Origin of the sequence: Thalassovita sp. (assembly GCF_034670005.1) — a bacterium.
Classification (GTDB): Bacteria; Pseudomonadota; Alphaproteobacteria; order Rhodobacterales; family Rhodobacteraceae; genus Thalassobius.
This window is the reverse complement of record NZ_JAXMOH010000002.1, coordinates 723,518-737,052: the sequence shown is the minus strand read 5'-3', so window position 1 is coordinate 737,052 and position 13,535 is coordinate 723,518. Positions and strand designations below refer to the sequence as shown.

16 protein-coding genes are annotated in these 13,535 nt (G+C 58.6%); 6 read left to right on the top strand and 10 right to left on the bottom strand.

All coding sequences use genetic code 11. The annotated features are described in order from the left end of the window. From VOI23_RS07510 to VOI23_RS07485, 6 genes are all read right to left on the bottom strand, one after another. Positions 1-172: acetyl-coenzyme A synthetase N-terminal domain-containing protein (locus tag VOI23_RS07510; protein ID WP_323783725.1), on the bottom strand; the 172-nt coding region annotated here is incomplete at its 3' end. A gap of 87 nt (positions 173-259) precedes the next feature. Then, positions 260-1,015 carry an ABC transporter ATP-binding protein gene (locus VOI23_RS07505; RefSeq protein ID WP_323783675.1) on the bottom strand — a complete coding sequence of 252 codons (756 nt, stop codon included), beginning with the start codon at positions 1,013-1,015 and terminating at the stop codon, positions 260-262. An 11-nt stretch (positions 1,016-1,026) separates the two neighbouring features. After that, positions 1,027-1,782, bottom strand: coding sequence for an ABC transporter ATP-binding protein (locus tag VOI23_RS07500; protein WP_323783673.1), 756 nt, complete (start codon positions 1,780-1,782; stop codon positions 1,027-1,029). A 12-nt stretch (positions 1,783-1,794) separates the two neighbouring features. Beyond that, positions 1,795-2,997: a branched-chain amino acid ABC transporter permease gene (locus VOI23_RS07495; RefSeq protein WP_323783670.1), complete on the bottom strand. Its 1,203-nt coding sequence runs from the start codon at positions 2,995-2,997 to the stop codon at positions 1,795-1,797. A 6-nt stretch (positions 2,998-3,003) separates the two neighbouring features. Then, on the bottom strand, positions 3,004-4,011 hold the full coding sequence (locus VOI23_RS07490) for a branched-chain amino acid ABC transporter permease (protein ID WP_323783668.1): 1,008 nt from the start codon (positions 4,009-4,011) through the stop codon (positions 3,004-3,006). A 128-nt stretch (positions 4,012-4,139) separates the two neighbouring features. Next, positions 4,140-5,486 (bottom strand): substrate-binding protein, encoded by a 1,347-nt coding sequence (locus VOI23_RS07485; RefSeq protein WP_323783666.1) that lies wholly within the window; start codon positions 5,484-5,486, stop codon positions 4,140-4,142. Positions 5,487-5,701: 215 nt separating this feature from the next. On the opposite strand from VOI23_RS07485, the gene VOI23_RS07480 reads away from it, so the two are divergent. The 4 genes from VOI23_RS07480 (at position 5,702) to VOI23_RS07465 (ending at position 10,402) form a co-directional block, all read left to right on the top strand. Further along, positions 5,702-7,012: a short-chain fatty acyl-CoA regulator family protein gene (locus VOI23_RS07480; RefSeq protein WP_323783664.1), complete on the top strand. Its 1,311-nt coding sequence runs from the start codon at positions 5,702-5,704 to the stop codon at positions 7,010-7,012. Positions 7,013-7,080: 68 nt separating this feature from the next. Further along, on the top strand, positions 7,081-7,449 hold the full coding sequence (locus tag VOI23_RS07475) for a response regulator (RefSeq protein ID WP_323783662.1): 369 nt from the start codon (positions 7,081-7,083) through the stop codon (positions 7,447-7,449). Continuing rightward, entirely contained in the window at positions 7,446-7,712 is a 267-nt protein-coding gene (locus VOI23_RS07470) for a hypothetical protein (RefSeq protein ID WP_323783660.1), read from the top strand. Before VOI23_RS07475 ends, VOI23_RS07470 begins: the two co-directional genes overlap by 4 nt. A gap of 5 nt (positions 7,713-7,717) precedes the next feature. Continuing rightward, complete coding sequence (locus VOI23_RS07465; protein WP_323783658.1) at positions 7,718-10,402, top strand: ATP-binding protein; 2,685 nt, start codon at positions 7,718-7,720, stop codon at positions 10,400-10,402. A gap of 113 nt (positions 10,403-10,515) precedes the next feature. Here the strand turns inward: VOI23_RS07465 and VOI23_RS07460 are convergent, their stop codons facing one another. From VOI23_RS07460 to VOI23_RS07445, 4 genes are all read right to left on the bottom strand, one after another. Continuing rightward, positions 10,516-10,929 (bottom strand): TIGR01244 family sulfur transferase, encoded by a 414-nt coding sequence (locus VOI23_RS07460; protein WP_323783656.1) that lies wholly within the window; start codon positions 10,927-10,929, stop codon positions 10,516-10,518. 10 nt (positions 10,930-10,939) lie between these two features. Then, the gene (locus VOI23_RS07455) at positions 10,940-11,398 is read right to left on the bottom strand and encodes a YeeE/YedE family protein (RefSeq protein WP_323783654.1); all 459 of its coding nucleotides are present in this window, start codon (positions 11,396-11,398) and stop codon (positions 10,940-10,942) included. Then, positions 11,398-11,823, bottom strand: coding sequence for a YeeE/YedE family protein (locus VOI23_RS07450; protein ID WP_323783723.1), 426 nt, complete (start codon positions 11,821-11,823; stop codon positions 11,398-11,400). The genes VOI23_RS07455 and VOI23_RS07450 overlap by 1 nt, the downstream gene beginning before the upstream one ends. Positions 11,824-11,927: 104 nt before the next feature. Beyond that, positions 11,928-12,791: an MBL fold metallo-hydrolase gene (locus VOI23_RS07445; RefSeq protein WP_323783652.1), complete on the bottom strand. Its 864-nt coding sequence runs from the start codon at positions 12,789-12,791 to the stop codon at positions 11,928-11,930. 147 nt (positions 12,792-12,938) lie between these two features. Between VOI23_RS07445 and VOI23_RS07440 the strand changes: the two genes are divergently transcribed. Together VOI23_RS07440 and VOI23_RS07435 are read left to right on the top strand one after the other, a co-directional pair. Continuing rightward, on the top strand, positions 12,939-13,262 hold the full coding sequence (locus VOI23_RS07440) for a TraR/DksA family transcriptional regulator (protein ID WP_323783650.1): 324 nt from the start codon (positions 12,939-12,941) through the stop codon (positions 13,260-13,262). A 35-nt stretch (positions 13,263-13,297) separates the two neighbouring features. Further along, positions 13,298-13,513, top strand: a complete 216-nt coding sequence (locus VOI23_RS07435) for a hypothetical protein (RefSeq protein ID WP_323783649.1) — start codon at positions 13,298-13,300, stop codon at positions 13,511-13,513. The last annotated feature ends 22 nt before the right edge of the window (positions 13,514-13,535 follow it).

Here is a 13,535-nt window from a genome sequence, read left to right as displayed (position 1 = left end):
TGGTGTTCTTGACCTTGGTATAGGGCTTGATCCAGTCCACTCGCTGCCCCTGTTCGCGCCAGAACCCGTCCGGGTCCGACACCGACGCCGCATACATCGCATCATAACGCGCAGCATCAACATGGGCGGTTTCCGAAAACGATTTCGGCACGGGGTAGAGATTTTCACTCATCGGGGTCCTCCCTGAACTCCAGCAATTGTCCTGTGACCCGCCCCGGAATTGAAAACCGGGGCAGGGGCGGGCCGATGCGACCCTTGATCAGATGGCCAAGTATTCTTCCCGCAATTCCTTGTTTTGAAGAACCTCGGCCGCCGAGCCGTCAAATACGACGGTGCCTGTGTCCAGAATGACAGAGCGATCCGCCAGTTCCAAGGCCCGCACCGCGTTCTGTTCAACGATAACCGTCGTGATGCCCTGTTCCTTGATCTTGCGCAACGTGCGCTCGATCTCGTCCACGATGACTGGCGCCAGCCCTTCGTAAGGTTCGTCCAGCAGCAGCACCTTGATGTCGCGTGCCAGCGCCCGGGCGATGGCCAGCATCTGCTGTTCGCCGCCCGACAGGGTCACGCCTTCCTGCAACCGGCGTTCGCCGAGCCGCGGGAACAGTTCATACAGCCGTTCGATCGACCAGCCGATCGGCGGTGCGATCTGCGCCAGCTTGAGGTTTTCCTCAACCGTCAGGCCGGGGATGATGCGGCGATCTTCGGGGACCAGCGCGATCCCGGCCTGCGCGGCCTTGTAGGAATTCATCAGGTGCAATGGCTGGTGATCCAGCCACACTTCGCCATGGGTGATCGCAGGATCATCCAGCCGCGCGATGGCGCGCAGCGTGGAGGTTTTGCCGGCCCCGTTGCGGCCCAGCAGCGCGAGGATTTCACCCTCGTGCACGTTGAATTCCACCCCTTGCACGATATAGCTTTCGCCATAATAGGCGTGAATATCCCACACCGAAAGGAAGGCAGGGGCGGTTTCAGCAAGGTTCCGCCCTTTGGAGAAATCAGGTTTGACGTTCATGGTCCGACTCCTTACGCGGATTCACCCAGATAGGCTTCCCGTACTTTAGGATTACCCTTGATGTTTTCGGGGTCGTCCTCGACCAGGGGCGAGCCCTGGGCCAGAACGGTGATACGGTTGGCCAGACTGAACACCACATGCATGTCATGTTCGATGATGGCGATGGTGATGTCACGTTCTTCGCTGATCTGTTTCAGCAGATCGATCGTATTGTTGGTGTCGGCCCGCGCCATGCCGGCGGTGGGTTCGTCGAGCAGCAGCAATTTGGGTTCCTGTGCCAGACACATGCCGATTTCCAACCGACGCTTGTCACCCCGCGACATCGACGCCGAATGCATATGGCGCTTGTCGGCCATATTCATGTCCACAAGCATCTTTTCGGCCCGTTCCACGATGTCCTTGTCGGACATCATGTTTTCGACCGCATGCATCCGGAACGCCCCGTCGCGCGATGCGAAACAGGGGATCATCATGTTTTCCATCACCGTCAGGTCGCCGAAAATCTCGGGTGTCTGGAACACCCGTGAAATCCCCATCTGGTTGATTTCATGCGGTTTGCGGCCCAACACCGACTGACCGTCGAATATCACCGATCCGGTATCCGGGATCAGTTTGCCGACAAGGCAGTTGAGCAGGGTGGATTTGCCCGCCCCGTTGGGACCGATGATGGCGTGAACGGAGTTTTCCTTCACGCTGAGGTTTACATCGCCAAGCGCCTGCAGACCACCGAAGCGCTTGTTGACGCCTTTGACTTCAAGAATGCCCATTCTTGCGCCTCCTTATTCTGCAGGTTCAGTTTTGGCGGCATCGGAGCCGTCTTTGGATTTCTTCTTGCCGCGGAACAGCCGCGCGATACGTTGCCCACCTTCGACAAGACCGCCGGGCAGGAAAGTCACCACCAGCATGAAGATGATGCCCAAGGTCAGGTGCCAGCCCTTGCCCACGAAGGGGTGGATGATGGTGACGATGAAATCCTCGAGCCCGTCGGGCAGGGCGCTGAACCAGCCATGCAGAACGGTATCGTTGATCTTCGAGAAGATGTTCTCGAAATACTTGATCAGACCCGCGCCCAGAACCGGACCGATCAGGGTGCCGACACCGCCGAGAATGGTCATCAGAACCACTTCACCGCTCGCAGTCCACTGCATCCGTTCGGCCCCTGCCAGCGGGTCCATAGAGGCCAGCAATCCACCGGCCAGACCGGCATACATGCCAGAGATGACGAAAGCCGCCAGAGTATAAGGCTTGGGGTTCAGGCCGGTATAGTTCAGCCGCTGCTGGTTCGACTTGATCGCACGCAGCATCATGCCGAAGGGCGACCGGAAAATCCGGATCGAAAGGTAGAAGGCCAGCAGCATGACGATGGCACAGACATAGTAGCCCACCGAGAAGGTGAAGCTCCACGGCCCCACCGTCATGTCGAAAGCCGAGCGCATTTCCAGACCAAACAGGCTGGTTACCGGCAGGGAACCGGCAGCGCTTGCACTGTCCAGAATGCGCGGATCGTCCAGGCTCAGCTGAAGTCCGGTTTCCCCGTTGGTGATCGGGGTCAGAACCGAATAGGCCAAGGCAAAGGACATCTGCGCGAAGGCCAGTGTCAGGATCGAGAAATAGATCCCCGACCGGCGCAGCGACACATAGCCGATGATCAGTGCGAACAGGCCCGCGATGATGACCGACAGGATAATCGCCGGCAGGATGTTCATCGAAAGAAGCTTGAACATCCATACCGCCGAATAGGACCCCACGCCGAGGAAAGCGGCGTGGCCGAAGGACAGGTAGCCGGTCAGGCCGAACAGGATGTTGAAACCGATGGCGAAGATCCCGAAAATCACGAAGCGCTGCATCAGGTCGGGATAACCGGCGTTGAACTGTGCCAGCCCGCTATCGGTCGGAAAGGGGTTCAGGATGAAGGGGGCCATCATGGTGAGGATGGCGACGAGAAGCAGCAGAGCGCTGTCTTTTTTATTAAGTCCTATCATTGTCTCTTACTCCATCACGCCTTTTTTACCCAGCAGACCGCGCGGACGGGTCAGCAGGATGATGATGGCGACCAGGTAAATGATGATCTGGTTGATGCCGGGAATGGTGGTCGTCGCCCAGGTGGTCGACGCGATGCTTTCCAGAATGCCCAGCAGGAACCCTGCGGCAACCGCGCCGGGAAGCGATCCCATACCGCCCACGACCACGACGACAAAGGACAACACAAGGAAATCCATGCCCATGTGGTAATTGGGGGCGTTGATCGGGCCGTACATCACACCGGCCATGCCTGCCACCGCAGCGGCGATGCCGAACATGATGGTAAAGCGTCGGTCGATATTGATACCCAAAAGCCCGACGGTTTCGCGATCCGCCATCCCCGCGCGCACCACCATGCCGAAGGTGGTGAATTGCAGGAAGGCGAAGACGCCGCCGATGATCACGGTGGCAAATCCGAAATAGACGATCCGCCAGACCGGATAAACGATCCCTTCGGCCAGTGTGGCCACGCCGGACAAGGCGTCGGGGGCGGGGGTCTGGATCGGATTGGCGCCATAGACCGCCTTGACGACTTCCTGCAGGACGATCGCCAGCCCGAAGGTCACCAGAATCTGATCGGCATGTTCACGTTTGTAGAAATGCTTGATCAGACCGCGTTCCATTACGAAGCCGATGAGGATCATGACCGGAATGCTGAACAGAACCGCCAGCGGCACCGACCAATCGATGATTGCCGATCCGACGTCGGCACCGAACCAGCTTTCGATATAAGGCGTTTTCACCTTCATCGGGTTGCCGAGGAAGTCGGTCTTGGTCGGGTCGATCGTTTCGAACGACAAGTTCAGTAGGCGCTGCACGAATACGGTGCAGAACGCACCGATCATGAACAGCGCACCATGCGCGAAGTTCACGACGCCCAATGTGCCGAAAATAAGCGTAAGCCCAAGCGCGATCAGCGCATAGGCTGAACCCTTGTCGAGCCCGTTCAGGATTTGCAGGATGATTCCGTCCATTGTCCCCACCTTGGAAAATTATCGGCTGTCAGCCAAACCTGCCGCAGGGACGCGCCCGGCTGCATTGGCTGAAATGGCCGTGCGCGCGGTTTGCGCGCACGGCCCCGAATTGTTTGAGCGTTTTGGAATTATGCGCCCGGGTTGCAGGTGCCCAGAGCGCCGCCCGCGAACATCGGGTGATCCGGCGGATAGGTAACCTGTGCCGCAGGAGTAACTTCGACGATTTCCAGAAGGTCGAATTCCGAAGTCGGGTTTTCTTTCCCTTTCACAACCAGCACGTCTTTGAAGCACTGGTGATCTTCGGCGCGGTACAGCGTCTTGCCGTTGCCCAGACCGTCGAATTCGAAGCCTTCCAGCGCTTCGACGATGCCGCAGGGGTTGAAGGTGCCCGCACGCTGCGCAGCATCTGCATAAAGCAGGGTCTGGCAGTAAACGGTGTGCGCAGCCTGGCTCGGCGGGAAGCCGTACTTGGTGCCGAAGGATTTCACGAAGGCTTTCGAACCCTCATCCTGCAGCGACCAATGCCAGTTGGTCGAGCCAACGATACCCTTGATGTTTTCGCCGGCACCGCGTGCCATCAGGCGCGAGAACAGCGGCACAACGATTTCGAAGTTCTTGCCGTTCACTTCCTTGTTGCGCAGGCCGAACTGAACTGCGTTGGTCAGCGAATTCACCATGTTGCCGCCGTAATGGTTCAGAACCAGAACGTCCGCACCCGAATTCAGAACCGGCGCGATATAGGACGAGAAGTCGGTCGCGGCCAGCGGGGTCAGCACGTTGTTGACGGTTTCCCAACCCAGGGCTTCGGTCGCGGCTGCGATCGATTCCTGCTGGGTCCAGCCCCAAGTGTAGTCGGCGGTCAGGTGATAGGCTTTGCGGTCGTTGCCATACAGGCGGCTCAGAACCGGTGCCAGCGCGGCACCCGACATATAGCCGTTGAAGAAGTGGCGGAAACCGTTGGCTTTTTTGTCTTTACCGGTGGTGTCGTTCGAATGGGTAAGACCGGCCATGAAGATCACGCCAGCTTCCTGGCACAGACCCTGCACAGCAATCGCAACGCCCGAGGAAGACCCGCCGGAAATCATGATAGCGCCGTCTTTTTCAATCATCGACTTGGCCGATGCGCGGGCAGCATCCGATTTGGTTTGCGTATCGCCGGTGACGAACGTGACTTTCTTGCCCAGAATACCGTTGCCTTGCAGTTCTTTCGAGCTGAAGGTGCTCAGCATGCCGCCATCGCCTTCGCCGTTCAGGTGCTCGACCGCCAGTTCGTAAGCGCGCAGTTCGTCGGCGCCCTCATCCGCATAAGGACCGGTCTGGGGCACGTTGAAACCCAGGGTCACAGTTCCGCCGGTCGGTTCGTTTGTGTATGCGGCAGCCGACGATGCGGTAAAGATCGTCGGAAGCGCGACGCCGGCACCAGCAATGGCGCCCGACTTCAATACGCCACGACGCGTAAGATTAGTCTTGGACATAAATTCCTCCCATGTCATGAATTGCGGCCCTACCTCCTCAAGCAGTACCGCGCGCACAAATGTGCAAATTCATTATCAGCGCCTAAAAGAAAACTTAGCAACAACAGCTTTTGGCAAAAGAATTTTTTTGTAAACAACTGCACAATAGTGGTATATATTTTGTAAATAAATTTTTCCGCAGTGCAGAAATGCGTTGATTTGGTTGGGAAAACGAAATGTCGCAACGTCAATTGACTGGCTCCCGCATCCGGGAACGGCGTCTCATGCAGGGGATGCGGCAGGCCGAACTGGCCCGCAACGCGGGAATATCGGCATCGTATCTGAATCTTATCGAGCATAACCGGCGCAGAATCGGCGGCAAATTGTTGTTGTCATTGGCCGAAGTGCTGGATGTGGAACCGTCGGCGCTGACCGAAGGGGCGGAAACCGCGATCATCGCCACTCTGGGCGAAGCCCGCGCCGCCGATAAGGTCGCCGCCGCCGAAAAGGAAGCGCCCGAAGACTTCGCGGGCCGTTTTCCCGGTTGGGCCGAATTGATGGTGCGCCGTCATCGCCGGGTTCTGGAGCTGGAACGAACGGTCGAAACCCTGACCGACCGTCTGACCCACGATCCGCATTTGGCCGCCGCCCTGCATGACGTTCTGTCCACGGTGACGGCGATCCGGTCGACGGCCGGAATTCTGGCAGAGACCCCCGAACTGGAACCGGAATGGCGCGACCGGTTCCATCGCAATCTCAACGAAGATGCCAAGCGGCTGGCCGAAAGTTCGCAATCGCTGGTCACTTATCTGGATCAGGACAGCAGCGAAGAAACCGGGCTGGCGTCACCACAGGACGAGCTCGAAGCGTTCCTGACCGATGCCGATTATCATTTTTCTGATCTGGAATCCGCCGGGGCAGACAAGGTCGACACGATTCTCGAACAGGCAGAAATGCTGCAATCGGCGGCGGGGCGATTGTTCGCCCGCCAGTATCTGGACCGCTATTGCGACGACGCCAAGCTTATGCCGCTGAACGACACCATCGCCGCCCTGCGCGAACTGGGGCCAGACCCGGCGGTTCTGGCGCGCCGCTTTGGGGTCAGCGTGCCCCGGGCGATGCGACGGATGGCGGAATTGCCGCAAACCGAAGGCGTGCCGCAGCTGGGCATGGTCAGTTGCGATGCTTCGGGCACCTTGATATTCCGCAAAGCGACCGAAGGCTTCGCGCTGCCGCGCTTTGGCGCGGCCTGTCCGAAATGGCCGTTGTTTCAGGCACTGTCGCGGCCATCGTTGCCGATCCGCCGGGTGGTTCAGCAGGACATGCGCGGGCAGTCTGCCTTTTTGGCTTTCGCCATTGCGGAACCTGTGACGGAACCTGATTTTGGTCATGACCCGCTGTTTCAGGCTCATATGCTTCTGGTGGCGCTGGGGCCCGCAGACTGGAAGCCGGAAGAGGTCAGCGGCCTTGGGGTCGGCTGCCGGATTTGCCCGCGCGAAAATTGCGCCGGCCGCCGCGAACCCTCGATCCTGACCGATGGGTTTTGACTTGCGGCGGGAACTCCGCGATAAACAAGACAAGTTCGATATGTCAGTTCTCAGGGGGGAGGCGATGCATGGGCAAACATGTCCTTGTGATCGAGGATGAACCGAACATCATCGAAGCGATCAGTTTTATTCTGTCGCGCGATGGCTGGACGGTCGATACACATTCTAACGGGCACGACGCGGTATCGGTCGTTTGTGCCAAATCTCCTGATTTGGTCATCCTGGACGTCATGTTGCCCGGCAAAAGCGGTTACGACATCCTGACCGAACTGCGCCAGATGGAAACGACACGGAAACTGCCGGTGCTGATGCTGACAGCGCGCGGACAATCCAAGGATCGGGAACTGGCTGAGAAAATCGGTGCCAGCCGGTTCATGACAAAACCCTTTTCCAATGCCGAAGTGTTGGAGGCGCTGCACGAACTGGTGCCGCAATGAGCCGCAAACAGTCCCCTTTGTTTCTGGAACGGCGCAGCTATCGGGTGCGCCGGGTGATGGACGCGGCCAAGTTGATGCCGTTTCTCGGAGCGGCGCTTTGGGCGGTACCGGTGCTGTGGTCCGGGGAAGGCGAAAATCAGGTCCCGACGTCGCGGGCGATCCTATATATCTTCCTGGTCTGGGCGGCGCTGGCGGCAGGGACCTTGTTTCTGACCTTCTGGTTGGATGACAGCATCGATTCCGATCGGAAAGAAGGGCCCTAGGCCAGATGGGCGCACTGAACATTCTTGTCGCGGTCTGCCTGACCTATGTGGCGCTGCTGTTCGTGGTCGCCTTCATGGCCGAACGCGCCGCCCTCAGGGGGCGGGCAACGTGGCTCCGGTCGCCGCTGGTCTATACGCTGTCGCTGTCGATCTATTGCACCGCATGGACGTTTTATGGTGCGGTGGGCAACGCGGCGCGGTCGGGGCTGGAATTCCTGACCATCTATATTGGCCCCACACTGGTGATGATCGGCTGGTGGTGGGGGTTGCGTAAACTGGTGCGGGTGGGCCGGACCCAGAGGATCACCTCGATCGCCGACCTGATTTCGTCGCGCTACGGAAAATCACCCTTGCTGGCGGTGTTTGTTACGCTGATCGCGGTGATTGGAACCACACCCTATATTGCGCTGCAACTGCAATCGGTGACCCTGTCTTTTGCGTCCTTCGCCAAGGTCGATCCGCAGGCCATGCAATTTGCCGACAGCGATGCCACCGCGTTATGGGTGGCGGGGGGGCTGGCGGTGTTCACGATCTTGTTCGGGACCCGCAATCTCGACGCCAATGAACGCCATCACGGTGTCGTCATGGCAATCGCCCTGGAAGCGGTGGTGAAACTCTTTGCCCTGGTCGCGGTCGGCATCTTCGTGGTTTGGGGGCTGGGCGGCGGTGTGTCCGAAACACTGGCCCGGATCGACGCGTCGGATATCGGTACATGGCAGGTTGATAACGGTCGTTGGGCGGCGATGACCATGTTGTCGGCGGCGGCGTTCCTGACGCTGCCACGGATGTTTCAGGTTCTGGTGGTCGAAAACGAAAACGAACGCCACTTGCGTACCGCCAGTTGGGCGTTTCCGACCTATCTGATGATTATGAGCCTGTTCGTGGTGCCCATCGCGGTAGTCGGGCTTGATGTAATGCCAGAAGGTGCCAATCCCGATCAGTTCGTATTGACCGTTCCTCTTAGTCAGGGTCATCAGGGATTGGCGATGCTGTCCTTTCTGGGCGGATTTTCGTCGGCGACCTCAATGGTGATCGTCGCGGCGATTGCACTGTCGACGATGGTGTCGAACCATATCGTGATGCCGATCTGGCTGCCCATCGCACAGGGCGGGGCGGTGATTTCCGGCGATGTGCGCAGCGTGGTGTTGCTGTCACGGCGGTTTTCCATCGTCGGTGTTCTGGCCCTGGGATATTTCTATTACCGGTTCTCGGGCGGAGGTGCCGCGCTGACAGCGATCGGGCTGATCAGCTTTGCCGGGGTGGCACAGTTCCTGCCGGCGCTGATGGGGGCGATTTTCTGGCGCGGCTCGAACCATCTGGGCGCAATGGCGGGGCTGCTGACGGGTTTCCTGATCTGGGCCTATTCGCTGCTGCTGCCCAGCTTCGGACCCGGCGTTTTCCTGTCAGCGGAGGTGCTTGAACATGGGCTTTGGGGGATTGGCTGGCTCAAGCCGCAGGCGCTGTTCGGCATCGAAGGCCTCGATCCGGTGGTGCATACGGTACTGTGGTCTATGTCGCTTAATACCGGCGCCTTCGTGTTGTTTTCGATTGTCAGCTTCCCGCAACCGCTGGAACGATTGCAGGGCGCGCAATTCGTCAACGTGTTCCAGCATTCGGGCAATCCGCAGGGGTGGTCCGGCGGCGTTGCACAGGCTGAGGACCTGATGGTCATGGCGCAGCGTATCCTTGGCCCGGTCGAAGCGCAGGCCTTGTTCCAGAAGGCCGCTGTAGATCAGGGCTTGGTCGGCTTCCTGCCGGAACCGACGCCGGAATTCCTGCAAAGCCTCGAACGCGAACTGGCCGGGTCGGTGGGGGCGGCCACCGCCCATGCCATGGTGTCCCAGATCATGGGCCGCGCCACGGTATCGGTCGAAGACCTGCTGGCGGTGGCGGATGAAACCGCGCAGATGATGGAATATTCCAGCCAGCTGGAGGCGAAATCGACCGAATTGAGCCGCACCGCGCGGCAATTACGCGCTGCTAACGAAAAACTGACGCAGCTATCGGTGCAAAAAGACGCCTTTCTCAGCCAGATCAGTCATGAATTGCGCACGCCGATGACATCGATCCGGTCGTTTTCCGAGATCCTGCGCGATGCGGATGAACTCAGCCCGGCCGATCTGGAAAAATACGCCAATATCATCCATCAGGAAGCGATCCGCCTGACCCGTTTGCTTGACGATCTGCTGGATCTCAGCGTGTTGGAAAATGGTCAGGTCAATCTGAATATCCGGCAGGGAGCTTTGCAGGATCTGATCTCGCACGCCATCGCCTCGACCGGAGCGGAAACCAGCGGGTTGAGCATCCGTCGCAGCGGGATAGCGGAATCGATCATGATGGAAACCGATCTCGACAGGCTGGCTCAGGTCTTCATCAACCTGATCGCCAATGCGCAGAAATACTGCGATGCGGACCAGCCCGAACTGACCATTCAGGTGACCGAACGCGGCGGCTATCTGATCATCGATTTCACCGATAACGGATCGGGCATTCCGGCGCAGGCGCAGGACATGGTGTTCGAAAAATTCAGCCGGGTCAGCGACCGGCAGGCTGGTGGTGCCGGGCTGGGGCTTGCGATCTGCCGGGAAATCATGTCGCGGCTTGGCGGTGCTATCGCTTATTTGCCCGGGCAGGGCGGTGCTTCGTTCCGGGTCAGCCTGCCGATCACGCTAAAAATGGCCGCGCAATAAGCGATTGGGCAAAGCCCGAAACCCGGTGAAAGTTGCCTTTCTCTGATTCCAAACGACTGCGCCCCGGAACAGGTCCGGGGCGGCATGAATTTCGTCGGAATGGATGACCGCTGTCAGCCTTCCAGTTGCGGACGCAACTGGTCCAGCATGTACCCGGCCTTGGCGGCGGTCAGCAGAATGTCATCGGCGCTCTGCTTGCCCGCCTGACCCAAAGCCCAGATGACCGTGCTGCGGGTGCCCGACGCGCAATAGGCCAGAACCGGACCATCAGCGGTATCGGTCAGATCGGCCTGCTTGGCGATATTTTCCGGTGTCATGGTCTGATGGGTCAGGGGCAGAACGGCAAAGCTCAGCCCCTGTTCCTTCGCGGCCGCTTCAATCGCGGCGGCGTGATGGGATGGGGGAACTTCCTCATCCGGTCGGTTGCAGATCACCCCCACAAACCCTGCCGCCTTGATGGCGGCAAGGTCTTCGACACTGATTTGCGGCGAAACGGAATAGCGGGGGGTGATCTGTCTGATATCCATGGTGACAGGATTATTCTGCTGGCGTCTGGGAGTCCACAGCCGATGGTCCTTCCATCCGGTCCAGCATGCTGCGCACTTTCGGGGCTACCAGCATGCCGAGAAGCATCGCCGCGACAAAGATCCAGTGATTCACGCCGCCATAGGTCAGCGACGCGATCGACGGCCCCGGGCACAGCCCGGCCAAGCCCCAGCCAAAGCCGAACAGGACCGACCCCAGCACAAGATTGCGGCCCAGCCGTGGTTCTGGCGGGGTCGGGAATTCACCACCCACCAAAGGTTTGCGTCCAGGAACGAAACGCCACGCAATCGCCATCGGAATGATTGCGCCCCCCATGACAAAGGCCAAAGTGGGATCCCAGTCGCCGAACACGTCGAGCCAGCCCTGCACCTTGGATGTATCGGTCATGCCCGAAATGAACAGACCCGCACCGAACAATCCGCCGGCGATGAAAGCATAGATAAGACGCATCAGACCCACCCCAGCAAATGACGGAAAACAATCACGGCGAAACCGCCGGCCATGATGTAGAACACGGTAGAGACCAGCCCGCGCAGCGACAGCCGGGAAATCCCGCAGACCCCGTGGCCCGATGTGCAGCCATTGGCCATCCGGGTGCCAATGCCGACCAGCAGACCGGCAACGATGATCACCGCAATATTGCTGGTGATATGGGTGTCAACCTGACTGTACAGCGGATAAAGCGGGATCGGCAGCAGGAACACACCGGCCAGGAACGCAACGCGTTCCTTCCAGGTGTTCAGCCCGCTGCGGTCAACCAGACCGCCGATAATACCGCTGGCACCCATGATCCGGCCATTGGCCAGCAGATAAACGGCGCCGCCCAATCCGATCAGAAGGCCACCAATCAGCCCCCAGATCCAGTCGACGGGTATAGTCTCCAACATCGCGTTTCCTTTCCTGTTGATGTGTTTTGAACGCAGAAAACCCCAGCCACCGTTATTCGCACCGGAGACTGGGGTATTTTTGAACTATGCGCTCAGAGTTTATTGACGGGAACCTTCAGGAACACGTCGCCCTGTTCGTCCGCCGGCGGCATCTGGCCTGCACGCATATTCACCTGCAGCGACGGGATGATCAGTTTGGGCATCGCCAGCGTCGCATCGCGGGTGTCGCGCATTTCGACGAAATCATCTTTGGATTTACCTTCGCCGACATGGATATTCTTGGCCTTCTGTTCGCCAACGGTGGTTTCCCATGCATAGTCATCGCGGCCCGGTGCCTTGTAATCGTGGCCCACGAAGATGCGGGTTTCATCCGGCAATGTCAGGATTTTCTGGATAGACGCGTAGAGCGTTTCCGACGACCCGCCGGGGAAGTCGCAGCGCGCGGTGCCGAAATCGGGCATGAACAAAGTGTCCCCGACAAAGGCCGCGTCGCCGATCACATAGGTCAGGCAGGCCGGGGTGTGGCCGGGTGTGTGCAGGACGTCGGCACGCATCTGGCCGATCATGATGCTGTCGCCCTCGACGAACAACTGGTCGAACTGGCTGCCGTCACGCTGGAATTCGGTGCCTTCGTTGAACACCTTGCCGAAGGTGTCCTGCACGATCTTGATGCGGTCGCCGATGCCGATCTTGCCGCCGACGCGTTCCTGAATATAGGGCGCGGCGGACAGGTGGTCTGCGTGGACATGGCTTTCCAGCAGCCATTCGACCTGCAGGCCCTCTTTCTGGACATAGGCGATGATATCATCGGCCGATTTGGTGTCGGTCCGGCCCGAAGAATAATCGAAATCAAGCACCGAATCGATTACGGCGCATGATTTGCCATTCGGATCCTGAACGACATACGAAATAGTGTTGGTGGCTTCGTCGAAGAATGCGGTTACGATTGGTTTCATGATCGGGTCCTCTGTTTCGAAAGAACATATAATAAAAACTGCATATGTTGCAAGTTAAAAAATTGAACCCTCGCTGTATTGACCTGTATCAAGGCCGACACAGTGTTCAATCATTAGTAAGCTTGGGGTATCAGGAGGAACGCGTAAATGACGACGATCAAAGACCGCAAGACCGTTTTGCTGAAACGGTTGTCGGAACTGGACAGCCGGTTGCATTCTATCGAGGCGGAACTGGACGAACCAACCACCAAAGACTGGGAAGACGCCGCGATCGAACGCGAAGGTGAGGAGGTTCTGGAACATCTGGGCACTGCCGGACAGAATGAGATAAAGCGAATTCGCTCTGCGCTGAAACGGATTCGCGAGGGTGATTATGGCATATGCGTTGAATGCGGTGACGCGATTTCGTCTGAACGTCTGGATATTCTGCCCGACACGCCCTTTTGCAAGACATGCGCCGCATCGCACTAAGCAACTGGCACGGCACACACAAAGAGGAGACCTCTATGGCTGAGCAAAAGTTCTTGGAACTCATCGAACAGCTGGAAGCTGAAATTGAAGACGCGAGTGAAGCGACGCGCGTGGAAATGAAAGACCGGCTTCAAAGCGTGATCGAACAGATGCAGGCCGAGGGTGTTCACGTGCCCCAGCGTCTGCAACTTCTGGAAGAGCGGCTGACGGACGAGACTGTAGAGTCGATGTTCGACAATATGCCCGTTTGATCCCCTTCCAAAGCGCAAGCCC

Bases quoted from the DNA above. Each gene is read 5' to 3' on its own strand.
- VOI23_RS07505 (WP_323783675.1), bottom strand. From the start codon at position 1,015: ATGAACGTCAAACCTGATTTCTCCAAAGGGCGGAACCTTGCTGAAACC.
- VOI23_RS07500 (WP_323783673.1), bottom strand. From the start codon at position 1,782: ATGGGCATTCTTGAAGTCAAAGGCGTCAACAAGCGCTTCGGTGGTCTG.
- VOI23_RS07495 (WP_323783670.1), bottom strand. From the start codon at position 2,997: ATGATAGGACTTAATAAAAAAGACAGCGCTCTGCTGCTTCTCGTCGCC.
- VOI23_RS07490 (WP_323783668.1), bottom strand. From the start codon at position 4,011: ATGGACGGAATCATCCTGCAAATCCTGAACGGGCTCGACAAGGGTTCA.
- VOI23_RS07485 (WP_323783666.1), bottom strand. From the start codon at position 5,486: ATGTCCAAGACTAATCTTACGCGTCGTGGCGTATTGAAGTCGGGCGCC.
- VOI23_RS07480 (WP_323783664.1), top strand. From the start codon at position 5,702: ATGTCGCAACGTCAATTGACTGGCTCCCGCATCCGGGAACGGCGTCTC.
- VOI23_RS07475 (WP_323783662.1), top strand. From the start codon at position 7,081: ATGGGCAAACATGTCCTTGTGATCGAGGATGAACCGAACATCATCGAA.
- VOI23_RS07470 (WP_323783660.1), top strand. From the start codon at position 7,446: ATGAGCCGCAAACAGTCCCCTTTGTTTCTGGAACGGCGCAGCTATCGG.
- VOI23_RS07465 (WP_323783658.1), top strand. From the start codon at position 7,718: ATGGGCGCACTGAACATTCTTGTCGCGGTCTGCCTGACCTATGTGGCG.
- VOI23_RS07460 (WP_323783656.1), bottom strand. From the start codon at position 10,929: ATGGATATCAGACAGATCACCCCCCGCTATTCCGTTTCGCCGCAAATC.
- VOI23_RS07455 (WP_323783654.1), bottom strand. From the start codon at position 11,398: ATGCGTCTTATCTATGCTTTCATCGCCGGCGGATTGTTCGGTGCGGGT.
- VOI23_RS07445 (WP_323783652.1), bottom strand. From the start codon at position 12,791: ATGAAACCAATCGTAACCGCATTCTTCGACGAAGCCACCAACACTATT.
- VOI23_RS07440 (WP_323783650.1), top strand. From the start codon at position 12,939: ATGACGACGATCAAAGACCGCAAGACCGTTTTGCTGAAACGGTTGTCG.
- VOI23_RS07435 (WP_323783649.1), top strand. From the start codon at position 13,298: ATGGCTGAGCAAAAGTTCTTGGAACTCATCGAACAGCTGGAAGCTGAA.